Here is a 26,937-nt window from a genome sequence, read left to right on the forward strand (position 1 = left end):
GCTTCGTCAATGCCGTCTCCCCATGAAACAAACAAGCCGTCAGGCCAAAACCCAACGGCTTGTTCTTAAACAACTTATATGGTGGGCGGTACTGGACTTGAACCAGTGACCCCTTGCATGTCAAGCAAGTACTCTAACCACCTGAGCTAACCGCCCTCGAAACAAAATGAGTGTAGCAAACGATGCGAAAGCTTGTCAAAGCGGCTGCGCCGGTTCACTCGCGGCAGGCGTCTCCCCACGCAGTGAAGTCATGAGGCCGCCAAAGAAATTGGAGAGCCAAACGCGAGCATCGTCCACCAGCGTATACGTGATCGGCACAATAAACAGCGTTAGGAAAGTCGCGGAGGTCAATCCGCCGATCAGGGCCCGGCCAAGACTGGTGAACGACACCTCCGTCTCGACTCCTCCACCGCCCATCGCCAAGGGAACGCAACCAAGAATCGTCGTCAAAGCGGTCATCATTACCGGGCGGAACCGATCGTGACCCGCGCTAAGCACGGCCTCCGCCCGTGGGACGCCCCGCGCCCGAAGTTGGTTGATATAGTCGACAAGCACAATCCCATTGTTGACGACCACGCCCACCATCAGAATCATACCGATCATCCCCACGATGTCGATCGGGGTATCGGTCAGGTACAGGAGCCACACGGTTCCAACTCCTGCGAGCGGCAAGGTGGAAAGTATTGAGATGGGCAGCAGGTACGACTCGAACAACGCCCCCATCACCAGATAGACCAGTATTGCCGCCATGACCAACGAGGTCAGGAAACTGCTCATATTGGTTTCAAGGTTCATGAGTTCGTCGCCAAACTCGATGCTGTACCCTTGAGGCAGTTGGAAACTCGCCAACAGCGCCTTCAGGCCGGTCATCGCGCGCCCCATGTCGGTGCCTCGGAGTTTCGCGTTCAGAGTCACAACGTTCTTGCCGTTCACGCGGCTAATAGCCTTGGGACTCCTTTCTTTCACGAAGTCGACCACCCGGTTGATGGGAAGCTGCTCACCGGTCTTGCCGAACAGGCTCACGTTCTCTAGATTGCTCTTGGACTTTCTGTCCTCTTCCTGAAACTGGGCCCACACCGGTATCTCCCGGCCTCCCTGTTTCAAGTACGAGAGGCGCACGCCACGCAAAGCGAAGTCAACGGTTTGCGCGATTGTCATAGGCGTAAGGCCATACACGTCTGCGAGCGTCGTGTTGACGTTCAACTGAATCTCGTGCTGCGTTATGCTGATGTCCGTATTGACTTCGGCCACTTGCGGGATATTGGATAGCATGAGAGACTTCAGATTCTCGGCGCATTTCTCTAGCACTTCGGAATCGCTGCCGCGCACCTGCAACGTAAACGATCGCGCAGCCGTTTCGTTGGCTTCGGCAACCGCATACCGAATCTCGCCACCCGGCAGCTTCTGGGGCAAACGCTGCCTAAGTATGTCCAACACTTGATCGGTCGTGTAGGGAAGGGTCTCGCCCGGCGCGAGGTCCTCTTGAGTGAGCAAATAGACATCGAAATCGCCGCCGCCGGACGAATAGCGCGAAAAAATGTTCTTGATACCCAATTCTTTGCGCATCGTATCAACCGCTTCGCGGATACTGTTGAATGTGGCTCGAGCTCCCTCAAGATTGAATCCCTGATCGAGGATAATCGAAACCTCTATGCGGCGGCTATCCACGGAAGGATCGCCCTGTCGATTCAATTTGTACATAGGTATCAGCGTAATGAGCGAAACGGCAACCACAATCGACATCGTTGCAAGACGCCAGCGCTGGGTCCAAGCCAGAGTGGCTCCGTACGCATGCACAATGGCACGTAATGGGTGCAAACGCGGAAGATGCATGTAGTTGGTGGATGTTCGCCGCGACGTAGTGTCTGCATCGCCACCGCTATCCACCGCATTCTTGCCTCGGAAAAGGCGCCGCCAGGCAGCCATCCGCCCGCCCCGGTGAAGATCCATCTTGCTGGCCGCAAGGGGAATCAACGTAAGCGCAATCAGCAGGCTCGCGAGAAGGGACACCGTGATCGGCCCAAAAAACTGCTTCATATATGTGGACATCTCGCCGGCGTCGAGATAAAACATCGGTATGCCTACCACGATCGTCGTCAGCGTGGAGGCCGTTATGGCCATGGCCACTTCCATCGTGCCAAGTTTTGCGCTCTCTGCCGGACTGTAGCCCAATTGCTGATGCCGGTAGATGTCCTCAATCACCACAATTGCATTGTCAACCAACATACCGAGCGCGACGATAAACGAGATCATCGTAACAAGGTTCAACGTCATTCCTGAGAGGAACAGGTAGACCAACCCGAAAACAACGGAAGTCGGAATCGACAACGCCACAATGATCGTCGGGCGTATGCGCCACATAAAGAGAAAGAGAATTATCACGGCTAGCGCAGCGCCCAATTCGCCGGATTGAACCAATCCATTCAGCGCGGCCACAATCGTGTCGGACTGATTGAAGAACGTGAACACCTGAGCACCCCCAAAATCGGGATCGTCCTTCAGCTTGTTCAGTTCCGCTTCCACCGCCTGGCATGTGCTGATGGTATTCGCTTCGGCTTCCTTCAGAATGACCAGCAACGTGCCCGGTTTGCCGTCAATGGAGTAATCGGATTCGCGTTCCCTCGCGCGATAACCTACGCGCGCTACGTCGCGCAGCCGCACGGCATTGGGACCAATCACCAATTCGCCCAATTCTTCAGGCGCGATGAACTCGCCCAGCGCTCGCACGATGTACTTGGAATCACCCTCGACCATGTTGCCAACGGTGAGATTCAGACTGCTTTGCCGCAGCGCGCTGACAATTTCGAATAGACTCAACGAACGGCTGCCCAGGGCATCCTGGTCAAACTCGATCAAGACTTCCTTTTCGGGAGTCCCGTAGACCGTTACGTCCGCGACGCCCTCCAAACGCTGAAGCCGAGGCCTCAGCAGCGTTCGCACCCGATAGACAAGCTCCTCGTCATCCATGCCGCCGTATATGGAGAAGACCATGATCGGCAACGTATTGGCATTGAAACGACGGATCGAGATTTGATCGATCTCCGATGGCAAGGTCAGCTTGAGACGCTCTATTCGGTCCCGCACTTCAGCCGTCGCCGCGGTCATATCGGCGTTCATTTCAAAAAGCAATTGCACCCGGCAACCATTCGAATCGCTCGTCGAACTGATCCGCTTCAGATGCGATACCGTGCGAAACTCTCCCTCCGCCGGGATCGCAACTTCCTTCTCCGCCTGCTCGGGCGAGGCACCGATGTAGGGAATCTGCACGAATATGAAGGGGAAATCGAGCGGAGGCAGGAACTCGATCGGAGTGCGATAGCGCGCAATCACCCCGAGCCCCATGACCGTTATCGCCACAACCCATACCGTGATTGGGCGGCGCAACGCAATTTCCGGGAGCGTCAACCTCATGCGATCGTGCTCCGCTTGCGGCTACCGAAGAGATAAAACACCATCGGGATAATTACCAGGGTAAGAATGGTTGAGCACGTCAGGCCCGCAATGATCGTGATCGCCATGGGCCTGCGAATTTCATCGCCCTCACCCGAAGCCATCGACATCGGCAACAGACCCAACACGGTGGTAAGCGTCGTCATGAGAATTGGGCGCATGCGCACACGGCCAGCCTCTACGATGGCCTCGATCCGCTCCATGCCCCGGCTCATCAGTAGATTCGTATAGTCCACCAAGACGATGGCATTGTTCACCACGATGCCCGCGAGACAGATTGCTCCGATGTACACCAGGATGCTCAAGTCCACATGCATGGCAACCAGCGTATAGATTACACCGATAGAACCAAGCGGAACGCTCACCATCACCAGGGCGGGATCGCGAATAGACTCAAACTGACATGCCATAACGGCGTAGACTAGAAACACTGCCAGCCACAGGGCAAATTCAAGGCTCTGGAGAGAAACCTGAAGCTCTCGATTCTGACCACCCGCTATGATTTGATAATCCGACGGCATTGCCACTTTCTGAGTGCGTGCAATCACATCGTCCATCACGGCTCCCAGATCCCGCCCTTCCACGTTACCGGTCACCACAGCGACTTGGCGCTGATCAATTCGCCGGATCTCACTTGGACCTGGCTGAACTTGGATGCTAGCCACCGCCTCGAGCGGAATAGGAGGCAGACCTTCGTTCACGGCCAGCTTGCGAAGGTCATCGACACTGTTCAGCAAGTTCTGATCCGCCTGAACACGAACTTTGATCTTTTCACCACGCCGGCTGAACTCCGTGGGCAAATCGCCCTGCAACTCTGCGCGAAGCCGCATTGCAACGGTCTCTGGCGTGATTCCCTTCGCCGCGAGCAAATCCCGGTCCATTTGAATGATGATCTCGGGGTACCCTTCGCGCATATTCAACTCAAGGTCCTTAATACCCGCAACATCCCGAATCGAATTGACGACTTCGTCTCCGATACGTTTCAATTCCCGATAGTCGTCTCCGCGAATCTGCAACTCAACGGCCGTCTTAAAGCTGAAAAGCGACGGCAAAGTGAATACGGCCTTGTCAGACGCGAGCAGGCGAGCATTGACCTGGGAACGCAAGCGCTCGGTAATCTCATCCTGCCGCGCAACGTCCTCCTTCGGGTTCTTCAACGTCAACGAAAACTCCGCGACATTTTCCCCTCTGTCGGCCGAAGTACTTGTATCTTCCTGCCCGATTTCAACGGAAACCGACCCTATCTCCGGAATCGCCATAGCGAGTTGCTCAATTTCGTTTGCGCGCCTCGCTGTTTCCTCCAAACGTGTTCCCGCGGGAGTGATTAACTGAATACCAAACTCGCCCTGCTTCATAGGCGGAATCAGTTCGCGACCCATGGTGGGCACTAAAGAAGCCGAATGCACTGCTAATATGGCGACGATAGCCAGCACGGCCGGACTGAATCGTAATGCGCGCCGCATGAAGACGGTGTAGGACCCGCGCATCAAATCGAATCCGCGATTGAAGAGCTCCAGCGGAATCCAGAACACAAAATGGAACACCTTGCCAACGAGCCACGACGTACCGACAACGATGATTGATACGAACAGCAGAAGCGTGGAAAAAAACTGCTGAGCAAAACCGAGCAGACACTGAATCACAAACAGCAGTGTCACCAGAATGAGCGGTACAATCGCAACCACCATCCTGACCGCCACGCCAATGCCTCCACCTGAACCAAATACCCACGTAGCGAGCGGTCCGTAGTTGTCCTTGGCCTGCTGCAACAGCCATTCGGCTACCCCGAGCGCAGAGTAGGGCACCATCATGATCAAAGCGGACAAGCCGCTCTGCCCGGTTTCGGCACAAGTCCGCCTGTACGCGTTCGTCACCCAGATGACGTTATTCTCACGCAAAAGCGTGGGCTTGGATCTTGATGCAATCATGGGTGTCAAATACAGCGCGACGAAGAGTGAAGCCATGAGCGAATAGGTTACAACCAGGGCATGGTCCTGAAAGAGCTGGCCGGCTACTCCTTGCACGAAAGCAATGGGCAGGAATACCGCCACGCTCGTCAAGGTCGAAGCCGTGACGGCGCCCGCAACTTCCCGCGCGCCGCGGTCAGCCGCATCCACGACTCCATCCCCTTCTTCTCCACACCGGAATATGCTCTCGAGCACAACGATAGAGTTGTCGACGAGCATGCCGACGCCCATCGCCAAACCACCCAACGACATGATGTTCAGGGTCATGTTCTGAACAAACATGGGGATGAAGGTTGCCACCACGGACAAAGGTATCGACAACCCAATAATCATCGTCGATTTGAGTTCGCGCAGAAAGAAGTACAGCACGATGATCGCCAGGAAACCGCCAGATACCGCGCTGCTCTGCACTTCACGGATTGCAGAAATAATGAAACGAGACTGATCGCTGATGGCATGCGCCGTGACTTCTTTCGGGAGCTTCTCAAGAAGCGTGCGCTTCTGCCTCATCTGCTGCGCAAACTGAATCGCTGCCAGTTCCGGCGGCAAATTAGAATCCGAAGGCGGCTTGTTCATCCACTCGGTGATCCTCTCGAGCATGTTCTTCTCGCGAGGAAAACCGAACAAGTCCTTCACCGTGTTGCACACGCGAACCGTGTTTGCATCGCCCCACTTGTAGATCTGAAGCTCGACCGCCTCGACGCCGTTGATTCGCACCACAGACTTCTGTTCGGTCTTGCCGATCGTAACATTGCCGATCTCTTTCAGCCGAATCTGTTTGCCCGTGGGAGTACTGAGGATACTACTCTCTATGTCCTGAAGGCTTTCCCACTCGTTGCGGGTGCGCACAAGGTATTCAGTCTTGCCTTCGCGCAGGCTGCCTCCGGAAAGATTGATGTTCTGCTGGCGCAATTGCTCCGCCACAAGTTCGACCGAAAGCCCCAGACTCTTCAGCCGATCGGCATCGATTTCTACTTTAACTTCTTCTTCTCGCCCGCCTTTCACGGAGACTTGTGCAATACCCGATTCCGCTTCGAGGTCTCCTTTGACATACCGCTCCGCCGCTTCGCGGATTTCGGTCAACTGCCGCTCATTCTCGATCGCACGTTGCTTCGGATCCTGGATTCCGCTCAGATCGCGCCCAACCAAACCAACACGAAACACGGGGTCGAGCGTCGGATCATACCGAAGAATAACGGGCTTCTCAGTGACTTCCCTCGGCGGATCGAACAAATCCAACCGGTCACGGACGTCCTGTTGCGCCAGGTTCATATCCGTGCCCCAGTTGAACTCCATCACGATTTCGGAAAGCCCAGGCGACGAAACGCTGCTCACCTCCACGAGTCCGCTGACAATGCTCAACGTTTCTTCAAGCGGCCGTGTGACGAGTTTCTCGATATCTTCGGGGGCCGCGCCTTCGTATTCCGTCCGTACCGTTAAAGTCGGATACGAAATATCCGGCATGAGGTTGATGGGAAGGTCCTGGAACGACTTCCAGCCGAATACAAGCGTGCTCACGAAAATCATCGCCATCGTAACGGGGCGGCGAATGGGCAAGCTGTAGTGTTTTGCTTCAGGAACGACGCTCGGGTCAGACATTCACATGCATCCCATTGTCGATTGGTTCTCAGACTTCCGCAATCGTTATTCGCACACGAACAAGGAGTGGCATCGCAAGTAGGCGGGAAAGGCGAGATTCATTCGTGCAAGACTTCAGCAGTCACGGTCCTCGGCTGCTTCGGCGCCATCTCCCCCGCGGTCTCAACAACTACTCGGCGCCGGCGTCCTTCTTCTCTTTCTCGGTCTTTCGCTCGGCCTCGGCTTCCTTGAGCGCCTCATCCGCGCTCAGCCCTGCTTTGGCCATCAACTCTCCATCCATCGTCGTGACTTTGACCTCGGAACCGGACTTGAGCGTCTGCTGGCCCAGTGTGACGATCATGGAATCGTCCTTCACGCCCGAAACGACTTCGATGAGATCCTTGTCTTCCAGCCCGGTTTCGATTTCCACTCGATTCGCCAGAAGCACGGGCTCGCCCTGAGCCGCCGCGGCGGCGGAAGCATCCTCTGCTTTCTTCTCAACGATAAACAGATACTTGCGCGCATTCTCTTCAACGACGGCGTCTTTGGGGACGCGCAACACGTTGGGACGCGTCTCCAAAACCAGCTGCACGCGCGCAAACGCGGCATCACGCAGTTTCGCCATCGTCGCCGAATCAAAGTCAAGGGTGACCTTCACGGTACCCGTCTCGGCTTCAACGCTCGGGTTAATGCGACGCACCTTCGCTTCAAACTCTTGGTCGCCCGCGGCATCCACCTCTACGCGCGCAACCTGCCCAACTTTAATGCGGCCCACATCCTTCTCAGGCGGCTGAATGGTCAGCATGTAGGAATTCGGATCCACCACTTCAAATGCCGGAGACCCTGACGAAACCAATTGACCGCGCTGTACAAGCTTCTTTGTAATGATTCCATTGATGGGCGACCGGATCGTCGTGTCGTCCAACTGCACCTGCAACTGGTTCACGCTTGCCAACTGCTGCTCATACGCATAACGCGCATTGTCGAATTCAACCGGAGCCGACAGCCCTTCGCTTACAAGTTGCTTCGAACGATCGTAATCACTCTTCAATTTCTGCAACTGCGCCTTGGCAGAACGCATCTGAGCGCTCAGTTCCGCTTTATCCAGTTCGGCCAACACGTCTCCCGCGCTAACCTTATCCCCCTCTTCAACGTTGACGCTAAGGCACTTGCCTACGCCTTCCGAGGTGACCTGGACACGCTTTTCGGCCTCTACGCGTGACGTCGTGTCGAAATACTGCGCCATGTCGCCTCGCGTCGGCGCGGACACCTCGACGGGAATAGCGACTTTGTTCTCCGAAGTCTCGGTCTTAGCCGCGGCCGTGCTCGACTCGGTATTGCCTGAACACCCCACAACTACAAATGCTGCCAGGACCACTCCAAGCACACTCAACGCTTGGAAAGGTCTCAGACAACTCAAATCCACCATAACGCGTTTCATATCAGCTCCTTACGCGAAAAAGCAGCAAGAGAATACACTACTTCTCAATGCCTTAGACTCTGTTCAGCTTGCGCAGGTTTCCACAAAAAAACAGTCCGCGAAAAAAATGGGCAATTACCCCGAATTCCGACTCGCAGCCAGCACCCCTGCCTCCTGGAGAAAGAGTACGCGCACAATAACGTTTCATCACAACCGAAGCCGCGCCCTGCCCCTCTCAAAAGGCCAATTGTACACAATACCCGATTTTCACGAAAAAGTCACATTGCGCCAACCCCTGCAACCTTGCGGCTCTGCTGCGCCGTGCTCGCTGGTGTGTACCCTCATTCGTCCTTGCTGTCCTTGCTGTCCTTGATGTCCTTGCTGTCCGTGCTAGTCCGTGTCGGTCCGTGTCGGTCCGTATCGGTCCGTGCAAAGCGCGAAGCGAAGCCGGCGACCAGATTGACCACGCCCCCAAAGAGTCGAATACCAAGTAGAAACGCGGCATTTCGCCGGAAGTACTGATGATGGTAGACGAGCGCGATGAACTCATGAAGGAGGTATACGCCCTGGGCGTCAAACGAAACGCGACCTACACGGGACCGCCGAGCCAGGCGCTCCCATCTACATACCCGAAACGGACTCCCGTGTCCTCAAAAACGATTCCCCTCCACCGGGATAACGCTCTCAACCGGCCGCCATGCCCAAGTGCTCGCAAAAAGCGGCCTCAAGATCCTGCCCCTGAGCAATTCGCGCCGGCACTCCGTTGCGCCAGTGCAAAGTTCGGACTCTTCATCGTGTGAATCCTGTTAATCATGTCCAACAATTCCGGCCATAAGAGCGCTCGTCAGCCAATTCGAGTTGCCCACCACGATACATTTCGCATAAGCTCTTCGCTTGCGCAACCGGACACGTGCACGACTTCGAGGTTATGCAAGGTGCATTTCTCACGAACACACTCTGTTCGCGGTGCATCGCTCTGTCTCTTACGGCTAGACTCGTTTTGCGCTGGTTACGAAACAGGTTTGTGTCTGTTCATGAGAAATCCAGACTATGCATAGGAACTCAATGGTTAAACCACGCGAAACGCGCAGGCAAAGCCCCACTTTAAACCTGGAGTTAAGATGAAACGTCCACTTATCGGTGTTACGAGCGATTACCTGGTTTCCGAGCGCGGAAGACCGTGGAGCAATTCGGCCTGTTTGGCGAGCTATGCAGACGCCCTTGACCTTGCCGGCGCCATACCAATGATTCTCCCCCTGGCGTCCAAGACATTCTGCGGAGACGCCTTGGCTCGATTGGATGGAATCATCCTATCCGGGGGCGACGACATTCCCGCCGAGGCGTTTGGGCAGACTGCGCACCCGAAATCGCATCCACTGCCCAAAGAACGCTGGGACAGTGAATGCATGTGGCTCAATGCCGCCCTCGACGCCAACAAACCGGTTCTGGGCATCTGTTTGGGAATGCAGACCATGTGTGTCGCAGCAGGGGCAGAGATTTTGCAGGACATCCCCGATCTGTGCCCGAACGCCTTCACGCACGGTACCCCTAGCCGAAAACACCCACATGAGATCGATCTCGTCAGCGGAACCATGCTGTCACGCTTTGCTCCAACGCCCCGCGTGTCCATCTGCTCCTCACACCACCAAGCCGTGAAGAGCGTCCCCGCACCCTATACGCTTGCCGCACTCAGCCCCGACGGCATAATAGAAGCCGTCGAGGATCCCACCCGTCCCTTCGTTGTGGGCGTGCAATGGCACCCGGAGCGAAACGACGCCCAACCCGATTGGCTCTTGACAGCCTTCGTGCAGCATTGCGCGGAAACACTCTGATTTGAAGTGCCGGTTTGTGTTTGCGGGCTGCGCTGGCCATAATGCTAAAAATGCTCTTCGCACTGAGGAACGCGTATACGTGAACAATCAAGGCCGAACCGCCCTGCGCTTCATCATTGCCTTTGGCGTGATGGTCTTCTGTGGTCTCATCCTATTTGCATATGGCCTGCGGCTTGCAACGAAGCGCGACGAAAATCAACGCGCGGCTGCCGGCGCCAAATCTCCATTTAACGGCCAGCGCGCCTATGAAGACCTGAAACGCATCGTCGCCATTGGCCCGCGCCCGCCGGGTTCGCCTCAAGCCGACCAATTGCGCGATTTTCTTCGAGAACAGCTTACGCAAATCGGCATTCCATATCGAGAACATCGTTTCGAAGCAGACACGCCCATCGGCAAAATCACGATGCTCAACCTGGTGGCCGAGATAAAAGGCTCAACACCCGGCACAATCCTGATAGGAAATCACTACGACACGAAGTACATGCCGGGCATAACGTTCGTGGGAGCCAATGACGGCGGTTCCACAACCGCATGGATGCTCGAAATGGCAAGAGCCATTGGACCTTCACGCAAAGGCCGTACGCTGTGGCTGGTGTGGTTCGACGGAGAAGAAGCCATCAAGGAATGGAGCGACACGGACGGACTCTACGGCAGCCGCGAGTTCGTGCGCGACCTCCGCCGCCGCAACGAACTCAAGTCCATCCACGCAATGATCAACGTCGACATGATTGGCGACGTCTATCTGGGAATTGTCCGAGATCCAGGTGCGCCACCCTGGCTAAGCACCCTCGTTTGGACCCAGGCCGCCGAGCTCGGGTACAGCAGCCATTTCCTGCCGACAAGCATGCCGGTCCAGGACGACCACATGCCTTTCAGGCTGGCGCAAATACCCGCCTTGGAGCTCATCGACTTTGAGTATGGGGGTTCCGCGCTGGAGCACCGCTCCAATTGGCACACGGAGCGTGACACCATCGATCGTGTGGATCCGCGCAGTTTGCAGGTCGTCGGAGACGTGCTCTATCATGCGCTTCCTACTATGGATCAACTGCTCGACGAAGGCGTGGCGGGACGATGAGTACGGGCTCAAATGCAAACACTCCTTGGCTGGAAGCCGTTTCGCCGGAGGATCTTCGGCGAATCGTCGACGCGCTCTACCGGGTTCACCGTTTTCTTGTCGTTATCACAGACCTCGACGTCTTGCTCGAACGCATCATGGAAGAAAGCAAGCACGTAGCCCAGGCCGAGGCCTGTTCCTTGCTCCTGTACGATTCCATCGCTGAAGAGCTCTACTTTGAAGTGGCCCTGGGCGAGTCCGGCGACCAACAGGCGCTGAAACGCATGGTGCGGCTCAAACTTGACCAGGGTATCGCGGGAGCCGCCGCCACGTCGCGTCAGACTATCAACGTCCCCGACGTGTACTCGGACCCCCGCTTCTATGGAGATGCTGACGCAACAAGCCATTTCAGAACCCATTCGCTCTTGGCAGTGCCTCTGGTCGACAGGGACAAGCTGGTCGGGGTCCTCGAAGTCGTGAATAAGATTGGCGGCGGCCCATTCACGGGAATCGACAGCCGCATCATGGAAATGTTTGGAGGCCTCGTGGCTTCGGCGATAGCGAACGCCCGGCTCATTGAGGAAAATCTGCGAGCCGAACGTCTCGCCGCTATTGGTCAAGCCATCGCTGGTTTGTCGCACTACACCAAAAACATCATCACCGGCATGAGCGGCAGCGTGGACCTCATTGACCAAGGTCTGGAACGGGATAACCAGGAACTCGTGAAGCGTAGTTGGCCCGTATTCAAACGCACCACAAAGCGGATTGCCAACTTCGTGGAAGATATGCTCGCGTTCTCCAAGCCCCGAACACCGATTCTCGAAACGTGCCTGATTGGCGAAATCATCGACGACGCCGTGCAGACCTTTCAGGAGACTCTGGTTCGTAAAGAAGTCAGTCTCCAAGTGGACTATTCGCAGGCGCCAATTCCTGTCCAGGTCGAACCTCAGGGCATATACCGCGTGCTGCTCAATCTGATGATCAATTCGTCGGAGGCCGTACCCAAGAAAGATGGTATCCTTCGAATCGAAGCCAGGCAGTCCGAATCGGGAGATCTCTTGCTTGAGGTAGCCGACAACGGTCCCGGAGTGCCGGACAATTTGCGCCGCAAGATCTTCGAACCGTTCTTCTCCACAAAAGGCACCCAGGGCACGGGGCTTGGTCTCGCGGTCACGCGCAAGTTGATCCGCGAACACGGCGGCGAAATCGAGATCGACAGCAGTCCCGAAGGCGGAGCGCTATTCCGTATCCGCATACCTAAGACACCCAAACCCAGAGACGAAAGAAGTCATGGCAAAGAAGCAATCCAAGAAATTTGATGCCGTAGGGTGGAAATTCTGGGCAGTGGCATTTGTGGTGCTGTTGACGCCTTCCGTCTATGGCATGTCGCAAATTGTCCGGGAGAATACCAAGTACTTCGTGATCGTCTTTATGGCGGTTCTGGCGGCGGGCGCCGCGGCAGCCCTTGTCACCTGGGCCGTCAATTCAATCATTCAACTGGTGATCAGCAGCAATCGAAAGAAACAAAAGAAGACACACCGGTAACACCGGTTGAGAAAATGCAGGTTCGCGCGATGATGGCATTGCTCTCTCGTGAGCGCGAGATATCACGGAACGTATGTTCTTCGTTGAATCGGGCTTTTCAGACGCCATGCACACAAGAACGTCCGTAGTCCGGGTGTCTCACCGGCGAAGCAAAACGCCGGAGTGGAATGCGGAGTAGCACGTTGAGGGATCAAGGGTAGTCGGATGGCGCACCATACGAAGGATTCGAGCGACTCGATGGCAGATCTTGAAGAACTGTCTAAATACGTCGCCTCGCATCCCGACGACTACACCCAACGCTGGCGGCTCGCCAAAAAGTTGTACATGGCGTGGGAATACAACGATGCCATCAAGCACCTGCTCATTCTGAAAAAGAACTGGACCCGCCGCCTCAATGTGCTTCGCTATCTTGCGGCCACCTACTACCGGCTCGGCAAATACGAAGAATCCATCACAGAGTTGAAGGAAATCCTGCAGCAGTGGCCCTCCGAAACCGCCGTGTGGGAACAACTGGCGCGCGTCTACGAAATTGCTGACCAGCCCGAATCCGCGGCGCAGGCATGGGAGCACGTCTTGCTCCTGGAACCCAATCATCCGATCGCGGGACGCGCCGTCGCGAGGCTTCGCTCATCCAGGCCGGTGACTCCCAGAGAGAACCTCCGGCTCAACGACAGCGACAGTGGGATTCATATCAATCGAGGCGTCATCTGTCCCTCGTGCGGGGCTCAGAACAGCGCGGAATTCGAACGATGCTGGCAATGCCACGGCATCCTGCAAGAGTTCTCCATGGCCGATGATGCGCCCGCAATCGTGCCCGACGTTAAGCCGGCACATTGGGGTCTGACTTTGGTGGGCGGATTGGCAACCGTTGCTGTGCTTTCCCTGGCAGTCCATTTCACCGTTGCATACTTCAAGCAGTTGGACTCGGACACTGCTCCACTGACCGTCCATGCCGTGCTTGCAACGGCCTTCTTCGTTCCGCGTCTTGTTGTGTGCGGCGTGCTGTTGTTGGTGTGGCCCATCGTGTTGCGAATCGCCGTTCGCTTGGCGCGCGCCCCAAAACCGTCAGCCACAGGATTGCTGGGGACCGGCAGCTTCCTTGCCTGCGCCTGCTACGCACTCACGTGGATTCCCACCCAGTATCTGATTGCCGTGCCCGTTCCGATGGCTATCCTGTCCTTTGCCGCTGTGATGATGATGGGCAAGTTCTCGTTGGGACAGGGTATTCGGATCTGGTTGATTCAGGGTATCGGCGCGCTTGCCACAATAGCCGCAGTCTCTATCGCACAGTTGGGTCCAGCGCCGCTTGCGGAAATCTACAGAATTTCCGCTGCTGCCAAGGCCGTGGACTCAGACGTTTCGGCAAGTACGGTCGAAGCTGGCCAAGGCTCGACGCCCCTGGTCTGGACCATTACGTGGCAATCGACGGGGTCGCGTTGGCTTGATGCTCAGGCCGCGGATGTAACGTTTACGGTTACGCCGGAACCCCAAGGCGCCGCACTAAGCGTCGGCCTGCGAAAGGATGGTCAATTCTGTCACTACGCCGATGCCCCGCCCTATCGATTCACCACGGCGGTGTCGCCGGATTCAAGCTACCAACTTGCTATAAATGGAGCGCCCGGCTCCAAAGCCAGCGTCACACTTCAGGGAGTACTGCGCCCCCGCGTTGTCCCCTGATGACCGGTCTCTCTATCCAATCTCTGCACAGTCTCCTCATCCAGCCAACGACGCGCCGAATTCAGCGCAGTCTCTCTGGATTCACCCACACTGCCCGCGAGAATCCCTCGCCATGCAGTCTCATTCTGAGGCCAGCGCCATATTGCCGCGTCGAAGTGTCCAAAAGCTGTCTGCCCATCGTGGCGCTCCACCGCTAGCAATGCCAGCGCGAGATGCACCGCGCCCGTATCGATTCCTTTAAGCGCCCGCTCAAACTGGCGGCGCGCCTCCTCCTTTCGTCCCGCATTCAGCAACGCGATCCCGTAGTGCTCGTGGGCCGTAGGCCGTTGCAGCGGCCACGCCAACGCGCGCTCGTACGCGTCAAACGGTGGTGCGCCCGTTAGATGAACGTCTTGCGCGTAACGCAGCAGACAACTACCCGGAGAAACCAGGGCGACATACCCAGCCCCCAATCCCACCGAAATGACCCCAACAAGCGCCGCGCATGCACGGCTGGGAGTAGCATATCCTGGCTCTTGTCCTACCCCATTCGTTGAACGTCGTCGCGCCAATAGCATTCCCGCCAGCAGCAACGCCGCAAGCACATGGGGCGGGCTTCGAAACGGGAATGACACACAGGCGACCGCGCCAAGCGCAACCAGCGAACCCCACTCCGGGCCTCGACATCTCAACACAATGACAATCATTACCAGCCAGATGATCGCACCCACTGCCCCGGTTTCGGCAAGAATCAAAAGGGGCTCGCAATGGGGGTCTTCAACCAGCAGTTCATTGTGCGCCAAACGTTCGCCTCCCGGCGCCCATAGCGCCTCCCCCATGTAATACGGAGAGCGATACGCAAACGTGCCTGGACCAGTCCCTACGAGCCAATGGTCCCGAATCATCCGGCGGGTCCCATCCCAGAACCAAAGACGCAGGTTGCCCCCCGAGTCCTCACGCGACATGGAATGGGACAGCCGTTCAACCGTTCGGTCGGGCGCGGCATACACAGCGGCGAAGATTGCCAACGGCGCGACTAGCCCGACGACGAAGGCCCGCTTGGGTGTTACACCACGCGCGCCCAATGCCACAATCGTTCCGGCAAGAGCTGCGCCCCACGCTCCACGCGATCCTGTCAGACCCAGTATCAGTAGAAACAGCAGCAATACGATCGCATCGACAATCCACATTCCGATGCCGGATCGCTTCTCCTCGGAATCGCCGCATTCACGAAGACCTGATGCCATCCGCCAAACAAGCAGCGGGACCAGCACGGCAAGATAAGCCCCCAGCAAATTGGAATTTCCGAACACGGAGTAAAGAGGCTGGGCTTTGCCATCGTAGGTCGGAAACCAAGCGGGAAATGCGTCGGCAACCTGCACAATGGCCGCAAACGAGACCAAGATGCCCGAGAAGATAAGCATCGCCAAGAAACGCTTGCGCCATCTCGCCTCTTTTAAAAGATCGAACGCCGCTATGGCAAAAAGGACGGACAGCACCTGAGGCCACGTTTCATAGGGGAAATCGTGAAATCGCGAATCGTCGCGAAAGATGTGCAGCCCGGTGGCGACTGCAAAGAACAAGGCCAGCAGGCTGTAGGTGCGCACACCTTCCCAGGGCAGCCGTCCACGCAGAATCGTCAACAACCCCATGCATATCAGAAGCACCCCAAGGACGGCCGCCTTGGCATCCAGAAAAGTCTCCATATGCACCGAATACGCGCAGGCCGTTCCCGCAATCGCCAGACACACGACCGCGCCGCGCGCACCATCCAGGAAAACGTTTGCACTCTTTGTTTCGAGCGAAGGCTCCATCTTTGCGCCTATTCCCTCTTCCCACTGTCTCGGAAGTTGACACATACTACACCGGTCACTACGATACCTGAATCTTGGGAGCGGCGGCTTTACGCCCGCCGCGATTCATCGTAGGGGTAGTAAGCAATGATCAGTCACCGAGCCTTTCTGCTTGTTTTCTTGTCCATTTCGACCACTGCCATGGCCTGGGACAATCCCGATCTTCATCCCCGCCCCGACTGGTCCCGTCCGTACGTCAATCTCAATGGCTCCTGGCGATTCGATTTTGACTCCAACGACGCCGGGGTGAAAGAGGCATGGTTCGAGAAACACGACTACACAAAGACCATAAACGTGCCCTATCCATGGCAAAGCAAGCTTTCGGGCATCCAGGCCGTCGATTACAACGGTGTCGCGTGGTACGAGCGCGATATCACTATCCCGGCCGATGCTGGTCCCCGCGTCTTCGTCGTTTTTGGAGCAATCGACTGGAAGGCTACGGTCTACGCAAATGGCAAAGAACTCGTCACGCATGAAGGTGGGTACGTCCCCTTTGAAGTGGAACTGACCGACGTAGCAAAGCCCGGCGAGAACGTGCGGCTGACGGTCCGCGTGGAAGATCGCTCTGAGGCGGACCTGCCCACCGGGAAACAGGTTCATTGGTACACGCAGACCGGCGGCATATGGCAGACGGTATATCTTGAATCTCGCGGAACCGCATTCTTGAGACAGACACACGTCTATCCCGATATCGATAACGCGAAGGCAGGGTTTGAAGTATCCGTAATCGCGCCAAAGGATGGTTCCTATACGCTATCCGTCACGGCAAGCCGCGACGGTCAGACTCAGTCCGCGAAGCAGAAAATCGCGTGCAAGACCGGTGAAAACTTGGCCAATGTGACCCTCGCCATTGCGAATCCAGCCCTGTGGTCGCCGGACTCCCCCAACCTCTACGACGCCGTCATCGAGCTGCTTCAAAACGGCAAGGTCGTGGATTCCGCGAAGACCTACTTCGGCATGCGCAAAGTCTCGCGAGGTACCTACGGCGGCAGCGAGTACGAGTACATCCTGCTCAACAACAAGCCCATCTACCTTCGCGGGGCATTGCATCAGTCATTCAATCCCGATGGCATACACACACACCCCGACGATGCCTATATCCGGCGCGACTACGAGAAGACAAAGGATCTGGGTCTCAACTTCCTGCGTATTCACATCAAGACCGAAGAACCCCGCGCCCTCTACTGGGCCGATAAGCTTGGTGTGCTCATCATGAGCGATGTCCCCAATTGGTGGACCAAATCCGACCGCTCTCGAGGCGCGTGGGAAGCCACCATGCGAGGCCAGATTGCCCGCGATTTCAATCACCCCGCCGTATTTTCCTGGTGTCTATTTAATGAAACGTGGGGCATTGGAGACAAGGGGTACGACAAAGACACGCAGAATTGGGTGGCCGAGAAATACCACGAAGCCAAGAAGCTTGATCCAACCAGGCTGATTGAGGACAACTCGGCCTGCAATTACGACCACGTCATTTCCGACATCAACTCCTGGCACTTCTACACGGACAACGTGCAGGATGCAAAGGACAACATCGACCAAATTGTCGCGAAGACGTTCCCCGGCTCCGATTACAACTACGCCAAGGGTTGGAAGCAAGACACTGCGCCGCTTATCAACTCGGAATACGGCGGTGTCAGCGCAGGCTCCGGAGATCGGGATATTTCGTGGGTCTTTCTCTTCCTGACCAATCTGCTCCGCAAGCACAACAAGATCTGCGGTTATGTCTACACCGAACTCGAAGACATCGAGTGGGAACACAACGGGTACATGAACTACGACCGAAGCGATAAAGTCTTCGCGTATCCCGCAGGCATCAAGGTCGCCGATTTGCAGGGCGCCGAGTACCCGGTTCTCGATTGCCCGCCGTACCAAGCCGTGAACCCCGGCGACAAGGTGAGTGTCCCCATTCTGCTCAGCCATTGGTCCGAAGACACGGGGCTTACCCTTCGCATATCCGCGGCGGGCAAGTCGACCGACGGGCAGGAATGGTCCGCCAGCATTGCTCCCGTCGAACGGCCCGTGACAGACGCAAAACCGTTTACGGTTTCACCACAGGGCACGTTTGACTTCGTCGCGCCCAAAAACAACGGCCTGATAAGCGTCGTTGCCGAAGTCCTTAAAGATGGAAAACGCATTGGCGCGAACTACTGCGTTGTGCACGTTAAGAACAGCCCGATCTGGAATGCACCTGGGTTGTACTGCGCATCGTTCCCAGTCGACGCGTTCAGCGAATATACGTTCGCCGCGCCCGGCGCAATCCCACCCAAGAACACCAGCAAGACCTTCGGTTACAAGAACGGCTCCGTTGCCTATCGCCTCAAGATGCCTTCCGATCTCAAAGTTGATGCGATCCAAGAGTGCCGCCTTGTCGCGGAACTGGGCGCACAAGCGGAAGACGAGCGCAAAGACTGGCCGCAACGCAAGCATCCTCAAGACTATCCACAGACCGATGGCAAGGCGTGGCCAACCGATATCGCAATCACGGTAAATGGCGTGGAGATCAAGACCGTTTCCGTCGACAACGATTTCGCGGATGCGGAAGGCATTATGTCGCACGTCGCCGGATTCCACCACGGATCGCACGGCCAAGTTTTTGACATCCGCATCGAGGGAGCGGCACTGGATGCGTTGAAGGCATCGCTCAAGAAGAAGAAACCCGTCGAACTACGCTTCGAGGTAAAAAGCGATGCGGCGCACGTCGGCGGACTCGCCATCTACGGCGCGAATATGGGTTCCTACCCAGCCGATCCCGCCCTGCTCTTCCAGTTGAAGCCGGGCGCGACAGTCCCTTCCAAGCAGCCTGAAATCGTGGATTCGCAAGTGAATTCCGTGATTGAAATTGTCAAGCGCGGCCCGGACGGCCACGTCTGGCAATACACAACCACCGATCCCGGCGCAGACTGGAACCAGCCCAGTTTCGATGACAGGAATTGGCAAAGCGCCCCGGCCGGTTTTGGCACAAAAGGCACCCCGGGGGCCTTGGTCGGCACCGAATGGAACACGCCGAATATCTGGTTGCGCACAGAGGTCTCCATACCCAAAGACTTTGCCAATCGGCCCATATGGCTAGACCTGCACCATGACGAAGACGCGCAGGTCTACATCAACGGGCAACTGCTGGTTGAGCGAAAGGGCTATACCAGCTCGTACGAACGGATCGTGTTGTCCGAGGGCAAAAGAGCCCTCTTCAAGGCGGGGCAGAAGAACGTTATCGCCGTGCATTGCTCCCAGACCGCAGGCGGCCAGTTCGTCGATCTGTCGCTGAGCACCGTCGGCAAAGTACGCCGCAAATAATAGTCGCTATACGCATAGGAGCGCGATGAGCAACAAGGTACGTAAAGACGAAGGATTACAGCAGGCTCAGTTTCTTGCGGCAAAACTGGATCCCGATCCGGCGCACTCCGTTCACGTCTGCGCCCTTGCTTCGCAATTGTTCGATGCCACAACTTCGGTGCATGGCCTGAACCTGCGCGAGCGCCTGCTTCTTCAGGCCGCCGCGCTACTGCACGATACAGGGCACTCCGTCGATCCGTTGATACATCACAAGAAATCGCGTGACATTATCCTCGCGTCAAAGCTCACTGGGTATACAAAGAACGAAATGCGAATCGTGGCCTGTATCGCGCGGTATCATCGGAAAGCCCATCCCAAGCCAGACCACAAAATCTATCGAGATTTGGATCCAGAAGCTCAGGAAGTCGTGCGGCGTCTCGCGGCACTGTTGCGCATCGCGGATGGGCTTGATCGTTCACACACGTCCTCCGCGCGAAGTCTGCACTTCGAGACTACTGACCTTGGATTCCGCATCGTAGTCACGCAGTGTTCGCCAAACGATACCGACCTTGGCGGCGCAAACCGCAAGCGCGGCCTCTTCGAGGAAGTATTCGGCAAGCCCGTGGAAATCGCCGGCATCAGCGCAAAGGTCGAACTCAAAGTGATTTCATGATGCATCCTATACGACACATGGCGTTAACAGTCTTCATGCTCCTCGCGGGGCTAGGCTGCGCATCAATGCATAACACGCCGGGCACGGAATTCCAGCCGCAGCTCGGCGATCTGCTTTTTCAGGATCTCGATTGCGGGCCGCTGTGTGACGCGATCGAAACCGTAACGCAGGGAGTGGACGGCGCGCATTTCTCGCACGTTGGCATGGTCAGTCGCATAGAAGGCCGCCGCGTATGGGTCATCGAAGCCGTGGGCAAGGGAGTAGTCGAGACACCTCTGCGCTCGTTTCTCAGAAGAAGTGCCGTCAAATCCGGCGAATCCAAAGTGCTCGTCGGTAGACTGGATAGCGAAACAGCGAGACTCATACCTGACGCTATCGCCGCAGCGCGCACCTATCTCGGCCGGCCATACGACAACGTCTACGTAATGGACACGGAAACGTTCTATTGCTCGGAACTGGTCTATGAGGCATTTCTTGAGGCCAATGGCGGACAGCCCGTTTTCGATCTAGCACCCATGACGTTCAAAGACCCCGTTTCGGGCGAGACTTTTCCTGCGTGGAAAGACTATTATGCGGGCCTCAAAGCATCTGTCCCTGAAGGTCAACCCGGATTGAATCCCGGCGGGATATCACGCTCGCCGCATGTGCGCATTGTTCACGCCTACGGCTCGCCCGAAGGTTGGAATGGCCGGCTGCAATGAGTCACAAAAACAAAACGTGTTCACTCGCCCACGACGCTGCTTCGAGGCTCCTCACAAATTACACGTCCGAACTGCGCAAGCATGCGAAAGCGGCTGCTTCTCACGACGTTGAAGGTGTCCATGACTTGCGCGTGGCATCGCGCCGCCTTCGTGCCGCGCTTGCCGCGCACACTCACCTCTTCAAGAAGAAAAAGCGCAAAGAGTTTCAGGCCGCTATCCGGGACGTTACGCGCAGTCTCGGCAAGGCCCGCGAACTGGATGTCTCCATCGCTGCACTCACCAAGCGGCGCAACCGGCTGCACGGCCCATCGCGTGCCGCCGCGGGCGAAGTCCTTCGATACCTGCGCGGTCTGCGCAGTGCGGAGTGCCCGCAAGTCGACCACGCGGTCGAGGTCGTCTCCGCTTCAGGTTTCGCGGAGCTCTGCAAAGCGATGCTTGAACGTTCCAAACCCGCGCACACCTGCTATATCGTAGACGCGGAAAAGACCCTTCGCGAAGAGTTCGGTGAACTGCTGCGACGCTTCAGCGCGTGGCAGCTCGAACCCAACGAGGAATCCCTGCACCAAGTCCGCATCGCGTTCAAGAAACTGCGTTATCATTGCGAAATCTTGGGCAAGCTCTACGGCGCGCGCATGACGCATTTCATCGAGGATTTGAAGGCATCTCAGGAAGTCTTGGGCGACTGGAACGATATTCGCGTCCTTCGAGACTATGTCGCCGCGGCACCTGGCTGCGACACCGAGGAGATCCTTGCTGGCCGCGAGGAGTTGGTCGCGTCGCTCAACGCCGAAGTGAATTCCTACTTTCAAGCGTTCTCCACCACCGCGCTCGACTTCTTCTCTGAAGCAGGTTGCGAGCGCGCGTCGGAGTTGTTCGCGTCGCCCAAAGAGTCGTGTTGTACGCCGGCCTTGAGCCAAGGTACGTCCGGCTGACACAATTCCCACGAGCAAACCTATCCGGAGCCACACTATGCGTCTCACAGTCATCACACTCGTGCTTGTCCTCAGTATTGGCATAGCCACTGCGGCCGCCGAGGAAGTCAAGCTTACCGTCTTGTCCTTTAACGTGCGATACGGCACGGCCAAGGACGGTGAAAACGCTTGGGAGAAGCGCAAGGACATTCTCGTCGACACCATTCGGCAAGCCAACCCGGATATCATTGGCACGCAGGAGTGCCTCGATTTTCAGGCGGACTATATCGTCGATAAGCTTCCCGAATACCGTTGGTTTGGTGTAGGACGCGAGGCGGACGGCAACGGCGAGCGAATGGCCGTTCTCTATAAGAAGGATGTCGTGAGTCCACTAGACGTCGGCAATTTTTGGCTGTCGGAGACTCCCGAAGTTCCAGGCTCCCTTTCGTGGAATTCGTCATGCACTCGCATGGTTACCTGGGCGCGCTTCTACCACCACGCGAGCAAGCGCTTCTTCGTGCATTTCAACACGCACTTCGACCACAAGAGCGAACCAGCCCGGCAAGGAGCCGCCCGCGTGCTGCTTGAACGTATCAAGCAGCTTCCCGAAAACACCCCTGTCATCGTCACCGGCGACTACAATTCCGCGGCGGGAAAATCGGTCGCGTGGACCACACTCACGGAAGGCGGACTTGCCGATGCATGGTTGGTGGCAGCGAAGCATTCCGGCCCGACCATTACCTTTGGGAGTTTCGGCCCCCCCAAAGAAGGCGAGGATTCTCGCATCGACTGGATCATGTTGCGTGGCCCTGTTCGAGCCGACGAATGCGAAACAATCACCTACAACAAAGACGGCCGCTATCCCTCGGACCATTTTCCAGTTCGAGCAGCACTGACTATCACGGACTGACACCGTGCAAAGGGGCGCGAACCAAGCAAATCAACCACCGATAGACACCGATGAACACCCATGCGAGGAAGAATTAAGCTCGAATAAGCTCACACCACGGGGAGCACGGGTGCGGTGGAGCCTTCGGTCGCAAGAGTGGCGCGGTCAGGAGACCACGCCACAGCGTGATTAGAATCTGACCACGAATCAAAAGAATTACACGAAAAGAAGAACAATCAGCCATTAAGGACTTCAAGCCTCGGGGAACACGGGGTTATTCGTGAAACGGACACAGAGTATTTCAGAGAGTAACATGAATTCGAAACGATTCTTCATTTTGCTGATTCTTGCGGCCTGCTTCTCGGTGGGGCTGCACCTTGGCCACATGGACGTGGTTACGGACAACGAAGGCCAGCGGGCGACTCCACCCATGGAGATGCTGCGCGACCACAACATGCTCATCCCGACGATCAACGGCGTCGATTATCTGGTCAAGCCGCCGCTCCTCTACTGGGCGATTGCGTTCGTCTACAAGACCACGGGGGTCATCTCTCCGCTCACCGCGCGCATACCGACGGCGGCATGCGGCATCGCGCTTGTCCTCTGCGTGTACTTCCTGCTCCGCCGTGAGGGTGGTGAATTGCAGGCGCGTTGGGGCGCTCTGATCATGGCGGTCGCTCCCTACGCGCTCGACCGCATGCGATGGGCCGAACTCGATATCCCGCTGACACTCGGTGTTTTCCTCAGCATCGTTGCGCTGTGGAGGGCCGCTCGCGCCGAGCGTGCAGGCCGCGCCGCGTTTATAACCCTGGCAGGAGGCGTTGCATTCGGTGCGGCGATCATGTTGAAAGGTCCCGCCGCGTTCCTGTTTCTGTGGGCTGCCGCTGCCGCAACGCTCATCGTGAACGGAGACAAACCGAACCGGCGCCTGATCTCCTGCATCAAGTGGTGTGCGGGAGCGTTCGTGCTCGAAGTCCTTCTCAAATGCGCCGCAGCCGCGATACCGTCGCTGTCAAGGCCCCTCGGAACGCCAGTCGCCTTGGCCATCGTATTGCTCGCGTGCAGTCATCACGCGTGGTACGGCGCGCCACGGCTCCGCCTGCGCGTTCTCGCCTGCTGGCTCGGCATCATGCTTGTTGGCATTGCACTTGCCGCGCCGTGGGGCATCGCCGTGCTTCAGACCAAGGGCTGGGACTACATCAGCGCCATGCTGAACAATCAAGTGGTGGAGCGCACGTATACCGCGAGTAGTATCAATAGTGGCCCGCCTTGGTACTACTTCGTCGCCTTGCCGGTCATGCTCGCGCCATGGGGGCTCCTGCTCCCGCTACATCTGTCCCCCAATCGCTGGAACTCTGGAACGACTATGTACCGCTTCTCCGTGCTCATGGGCATGCTCAGCGTGCTTGTCTTCTCGCTCATCGCGGGCAAAGAATACGAATACGTCTTGCCCTGCGTACCGTTCATCGTCTTTGCCCTCGGGGTGCACCTCACCATTCTTCCGAAAAACCTGAGCCTAAGCTTCGGCCAAGCATGGACCATGTTCTGGATCAGAGCATGGACCTACTTCGCACCTGTGGCGGCGATTGGTGCCGCGATAGCTTTCACAACGCAGATGCAGGAGATACGCTTAAACTTGGCAATTCCCGAGTCTCAACTGCTCGTAACCATATGGATACTCGCGGTAATTGCTGCTGTGATACCTTTTGTCTTGCGAGGCGTAGCGGTCCGTCGCGTCATTTGTGCGTATATATTGGCCCTGTGTGCGGTTGGCATAAATTTCACGTTTCTCAGCTACAAAAACACCGGCAAGCGTTCCCCGAAGGAAATCGCCACCCTGGCCGGCGAAATCCGGCGCGGCGGGTACGATATTGAGGCGGCAAAGGTCTACCCCGCCTTCGCCTTCTACGCGCGCACCCCAATTCCGTTAAACATTGATCCTGCGGCCATCCGTGCGAAACTCGCTTCCGACAAGCCATTCTTCTATGCGGTCCGGAAGCGCGATTTGAACTTCACCGTCCTTCAGAGCGGACCGATCGAGGGACTCCGGACCCTGGTTGAGTCGAAATACAAAAACGACATGCTCATCGTTGGGAACACGGATCTCCCAGAACTGCCTAAAGAACAATCTGACAAGGGTTTACGATGACGCTCCGTTCGTGCCTCCGCGTGTAACCTCTCCCCCGTTTGCGCCCACAATGAGGCGTAACAGAGTCACGAGGTCGAAACATGAGTTCCATCGCCCTGAGTTGGACCCACGCGATATTCACCGGCGGCGCGGGGTTGCTTCGCGAGCCGAATCCAGTCAAGCTGTCTGCCATGCATTCCGCGGAATCCTGTTCTCCTGGCAGCGTATCGATTGACGCCGACCGCGCCGACGTGGCCGCGTGTAAGGGTGGCGACGAATCGGCCCTACGGCGAATAATCGAACGCAACCAGAATCACGTGGCCTCGATTATGTGGCGGTTCACTCGCGACCGGAATCTCCACGCGGAACTCGTCCACGACGTATTCGTTCAAGCGTATCTGAGCCTGCACACCTACCGCGCGGAGGCTCCCTTCGCGCATTGGTTGTCTCGCGTCGCGTTGCGCGTCGGGTACCGATATTGGAGAAAAGCGCGCCGCGACACCGATCTGGAGCGCCGTGTCTCGGAGGAGTGGCGGCGAACGCCGGACTCCAACGATACGTCCCCCGGTGAGGCTGCGGAACTTATCCATCGCACGTTGGCCTTGCTTCCACCCCGCGACCGGCTGGTACTTACGCTGCGCTATCTGGAAGATAAGACCGTGGAGGAAACGGCCGACTTGCTAGGATGGACACGATCCATGGTGAAGGTACAAGTCTGGCGGGCTCGCGCGAAATTGCAGCGCATCATGTCCGAATTGGAGGCTGAGTCGTAGTCATGCCGTCTCTCAATGACCTGGAAAGACTGGCCCAACGCGCCAAACAGGACGTCGCACCGTCTGTGTCCGTTGCGGGTCACGTTATCGCGACACTTGCGGAAAACCGTTCCGCCCCATCGGTATTGCCGATTCTCGCGATGCGCTCCTTTGCGTTGGCTGCCTCCTTTTCGGCGGCCATTGCCGCGCCCGCGGCGTATCTGGTGTTTTACCTGGATTCCGTTGCCTCGGACCCGTGGATAGACCTGCTTTATGCCGTCACTGGAGGTGTCCTATGAACGAGCCGACCGTCACCGAATCCGCCGAGGCGTCTCCCGACACGATAGCGCCGCCTGTGCACAAGACTACTGTGCGTCGCCCGCGCTTCTTCCACTGGCCCACACTGCTCTTGGCGTTCGTGGTGTTGATTTGCGGCATTGTCATCGGTGCAGCCGGCACCACCGCGATCATAGGCAAGCGCATCGTCGACGCGGTCCAGCATCCCGAATCGAACGCGTCTCGTGCCGCCAACCGTCTCCGGCGCCAACTGGATCTTACCGATGACCAGACCCAGCAGGTTGAGAAGATCCTTGCGGAACGCACAAAGGCATTCGGCGCCATTTACCGCGATAACCTGCCCAGGATCGCCCAAGAGTTCGCCCTCACCAAGCAGCAAATTGCGGAGGTTCTCACGCCGGAGCAGCAACAAGAGTGGCAAGAGCGTATGGCCCGGCTCGAACGTATTGCCCAACTCCGAACTCCCCAATCGCCTTGATACGCGCAATCTCTTAAGACCTGTTTCCGCTTCTCGTCGTAGAGCCTCTCGTCTTCGCCTCCCGTATTTGCGCTATACTAATCGCATGTGAGCAGGCCGGGCGGTCGCGGCGCGCTTCGGTGCGTCGAGGAAAGTCCGAGCTCCACAGGGCAAGGTGCTTCGTAACGCGAAGGCGGGGCAACCCGACGGAAAGTGGCACAGAAACTACACCGCCTACGTCCCTTTGAGACCGGCAAGGGTGAAAAGGTGCGGTAAGAGCGCACCAGCGGATTGGCAACAGTCCGGCTGGCTAAACCCCACCTGGAGCAATTCCAAATAGGGGAGCGATGGAGTGGCCCGCTCTGCTCCCGGGTAGGAAGCTTGAGGCGTGCGGTGACGTACGTCCTAGAGGAATGGCCGCCTCGGGACGCTTCGGCGTCCTAGACAGGACTCGGCTTACAGGCCCGCTCACACGATTCCGGCGCCGCGGTGAACCAA

General features: G+C 57.1%; 18 protein-coding genes, 1 tRNA gene and 1 other RNA gene. 15 read left to right on the plus strand and 5 right to left on the minus strand.

The window, feature by feature from the left end; all coding sequences use genetic code 11:
* Nucleotides 1-79: 79 nt before the first annotated feature.
* From K1Y02_04335 to K1Y02_04350, 4 genes are all read right to left on the minus strand, one after another.
* Nucleotides 80-156 (minus strand) — tRNA-Val (locus K1Y02_04335).
* A 39-nt stretch (nucleotides 157-195) separates the two neighbouring features.
* The gene (locus K1Y02_04340; GenBank protein MBX7255572.1) at nucleotides 196-3,411 is read right to left on the minus strand and encodes an efflux RND transporter permease subunit; all 3,216 of its coding nucleotides are present in this window, start codon (nucleotides 3,409-3,411) and stop codon (nucleotides 196-198) included.
* Nucleotides 3,408-7,016 carry an efflux RND transporter permease subunit gene (locus K1Y02_04345; GenBank protein ID MBX7255573.1) on the minus strand — a complete coding sequence of 1,203 codons (3,609 nt, stop codon included), beginning with the start codon at nucleotides 7,014-7,016 and terminating at the stop codon, nucleotides 3,408-3,410. Before K1Y02_04345 ends, K1Y02_04340 begins: the two co-directional genes overlap by 4 nt.
* A 169-nt stretch (nucleotides 7,017-7,185) precedes the next feature.
* A complete protein-coding gene (locus tag K1Y02_04350; GenBank protein MBX7255574.1) occupies nucleotides 7,186-8,436 on the minus strand; it encodes an efflux RND transporter periplasmic adaptor subunit in 1,251 nt (416 codons plus the stop codon).
* A gap of 1,100 nt (nucleotides 8,437-9,536) precedes the next feature.
* Here K1Y02_04350 and K1Y02_04355 point away from each other — a divergent pair.
* The 5 genes from K1Y02_04355 to K1Y02_04375 all read left to right on the plus strand — a co-directional run bounded on the left by K1Y02_04355 (nucleotide 9,537) and on the right by K1Y02_04375 (nucleotide 14,523).
* Complete coding sequence (locus K1Y02_04355) at nucleotides 9,537-10,247, plus strand: gamma-glutamyl-gamma-aminobutyrate hydrolase family protein (protein ID MBX7255575.1); 711 nt, start codon at nucleotides 9,537-9,539, stop codon at nucleotides 10,245-10,247.
* A 79-nt stretch (nucleotides 10,248-10,326) separates the two neighbouring features.
* Nucleotides 10,327-11,322 carry a M28 family peptidase gene (locus K1Y02_04360; protein ID MBX7255576.1) on the plus strand — a complete coding sequence of 332 codons (996 nt, stop codon included), beginning with the start codon at nucleotides 10,327-10,329 and terminating at the stop codon, nucleotides 11,320-11,322.
* Nucleotides 11,319-12,620 carry a GAF domain-containing protein gene (locus K1Y02_04365; protein MBX7255577.1) on the plus strand — a complete coding sequence of 434 codons (1,302 nt, stop codon included), beginning with the start codon at nucleotides 11,319-11,321 and terminating at the stop codon, nucleotides 12,618-12,620. The genes K1Y02_04360 and K1Y02_04365 overlap by 4 nt, the downstream gene beginning before the upstream one ends.
* On the plus strand, nucleotides 12,592-12,846 hold the full coding sequence (locus K1Y02_04370) for a hypothetical protein (protein ID MBX7255578.1): 255 nt from the start codon (nucleotides 12,592-12,594) through the stop codon (nucleotides 12,844-12,846). Before K1Y02_04365 ends, K1Y02_04370 begins: the two co-directional genes overlap by 29 nt.
* Before the next feature lie 204 nt (nucleotides 12,847-13,050).
* Nucleotides 13,051-14,523 (plus strand): tetratricopeptide repeat protein, encoded by a 1,473-nt coding sequence (locus K1Y02_04375; protein ID MBX7255579.1) that lies wholly within the window; start codon nucleotides 13,051-13,053, stop codon nucleotides 14,521-14,523.
* Here K1Y02_04375 and K1Y02_04380 read toward each other — a convergent pair.
* Entirely contained in the window at nucleotides 14,490-16,316 is a 1,827-nt protein-coding gene (locus K1Y02_04380; GenBank protein MBX7255580.1) for an O-antigen ligase family protein, read from the minus strand. The genes K1Y02_04375 and K1Y02_04380 overlap by 34 nt on opposite strands.
* 126 nt (nucleotides 16,317-16,442) lie before the next feature.
* Between K1Y02_04380 and K1Y02_04385 the strand changes: the two genes are divergently transcribed.
* The 10 genes from K1Y02_04385 to rnpB all read left to right on the plus strand — a co-directional run bounded on the left by K1Y02_04385 (nucleotide 16,443) and on the right by rnpB (nucleotide 26,914).
* Complete coding sequence (locus tag K1Y02_04385) at nucleotides 16,443-19,652, plus strand: hypothetical protein (protein MBX7255581.1); 3,210 nt, start codon at nucleotides 16,443-16,445, stop codon at nucleotides 19,650-19,652.
* A gap of 25 nt (nucleotides 19,653-19,677) precedes the next feature.
* Nucleotides 19,678-20,304: an HD domain-containing protein gene (locus tag K1Y02_04390; GenBank protein MBX7255582.1), complete on the plus strand. Its 627-nt coding sequence runs from the start codon at nucleotides 19,678-19,680 to the stop codon at nucleotides 20,302-20,304.
* A gap of 35 nt (nucleotides 20,305-20,339) precedes the next feature.
* Nucleotides 20,340-21,005 (plus strand): hypothetical protein, encoded by a 666-nt coding sequence (locus K1Y02_04395; protein ID MBX7255583.1) that lies wholly within the window; start codon nucleotides 20,340-20,342, stop codon nucleotides 21,003-21,005.
* On the plus strand, nucleotides 21,002-21,937 hold the full coding sequence (locus tag K1Y02_04400; GenBank protein ID MBX7255584.1) for a CHAD domain-containing protein: 936 nt from the start codon (nucleotides 21,002-21,004) through the stop codon (nucleotides 21,935-21,937). Before K1Y02_04395 ends, K1Y02_04400 begins: the two co-directional genes overlap by 4 nt.
* Nucleotides 21,938-21,974: 37 nt before the next feature.
* Nucleotides 21,975-22,826, plus strand: coding sequence for an endonuclease/exonuclease/phosphatase family protein (locus K1Y02_04405; GenBank protein MBX7255585.1), 852 nt, complete (start codon nucleotides 21,975-21,977; stop codon nucleotides 22,824-22,826).
* 292 nt (nucleotides 22,827-23,118) lie between these two features.
* The gene (locus K1Y02_04410; protein MBX7255586.1) at nucleotides 23,119-24,954 is read left to right on the plus strand and encodes a glycosyltransferase family 39 protein; all 1,836 of its coding nucleotides are present in this window, start codon (nucleotides 23,119-23,121) and stop codon (nucleotides 24,952-24,954) included.
* Nucleotides 24,955-25,034: 80 nt separating this feature from the next.
* On the plus strand, nucleotides 25,035-25,706 hold the full coding sequence (locus tag K1Y02_04415) for an RNA polymerase sigma factor (protein ID MBX7255587.1): 672 nt from the start codon (nucleotides 25,035-25,037) through the stop codon (nucleotides 25,704-25,706).
* A gap of 2 nt (nucleotides 25,707-25,708) precedes the next feature.
* Nucleotides 25,709-25,984 carry a hypothetical protein gene (locus tag K1Y02_04420; protein ID MBX7255588.1) on the plus strand — a complete coding sequence of 92 codons (276 nt, stop codon included), beginning with the start codon at nucleotides 25,709-25,711 and terminating at the stop codon, nucleotides 25,982-25,984.
* Nucleotides 25,981-26,460, plus strand: coding sequence for a hypothetical protein (locus K1Y02_04425; GenBank protein ID MBX7255589.1), 480 nt, complete (start codon nucleotides 25,981-25,983; stop codon nucleotides 26,458-26,460). Before K1Y02_04420 ends, K1Y02_04425 begins: the two co-directional genes overlap by 4 nt.
* Before the next feature lie 88 nt (nucleotides 26,461-26,548).
* Nucleotides 26,549-26,914: RNase P RNA component class A (gene rnpB, locus K1Y02_04430), an RNA gene on the plus strand.
* Nucleotides 26,915-26,937: the final 23 nt, after the last annotated feature.

The sequence above is a fragment of the Candidatus Hydrogenedentota bacterium genome, assembly GCA_019695095.1.
Classification (GTDB): domain Bacteria; phylum Hydrogenedentota; class Hydrogenedentia; order Hydrogenedentales; family SLHB01; genus JAIBAQ01.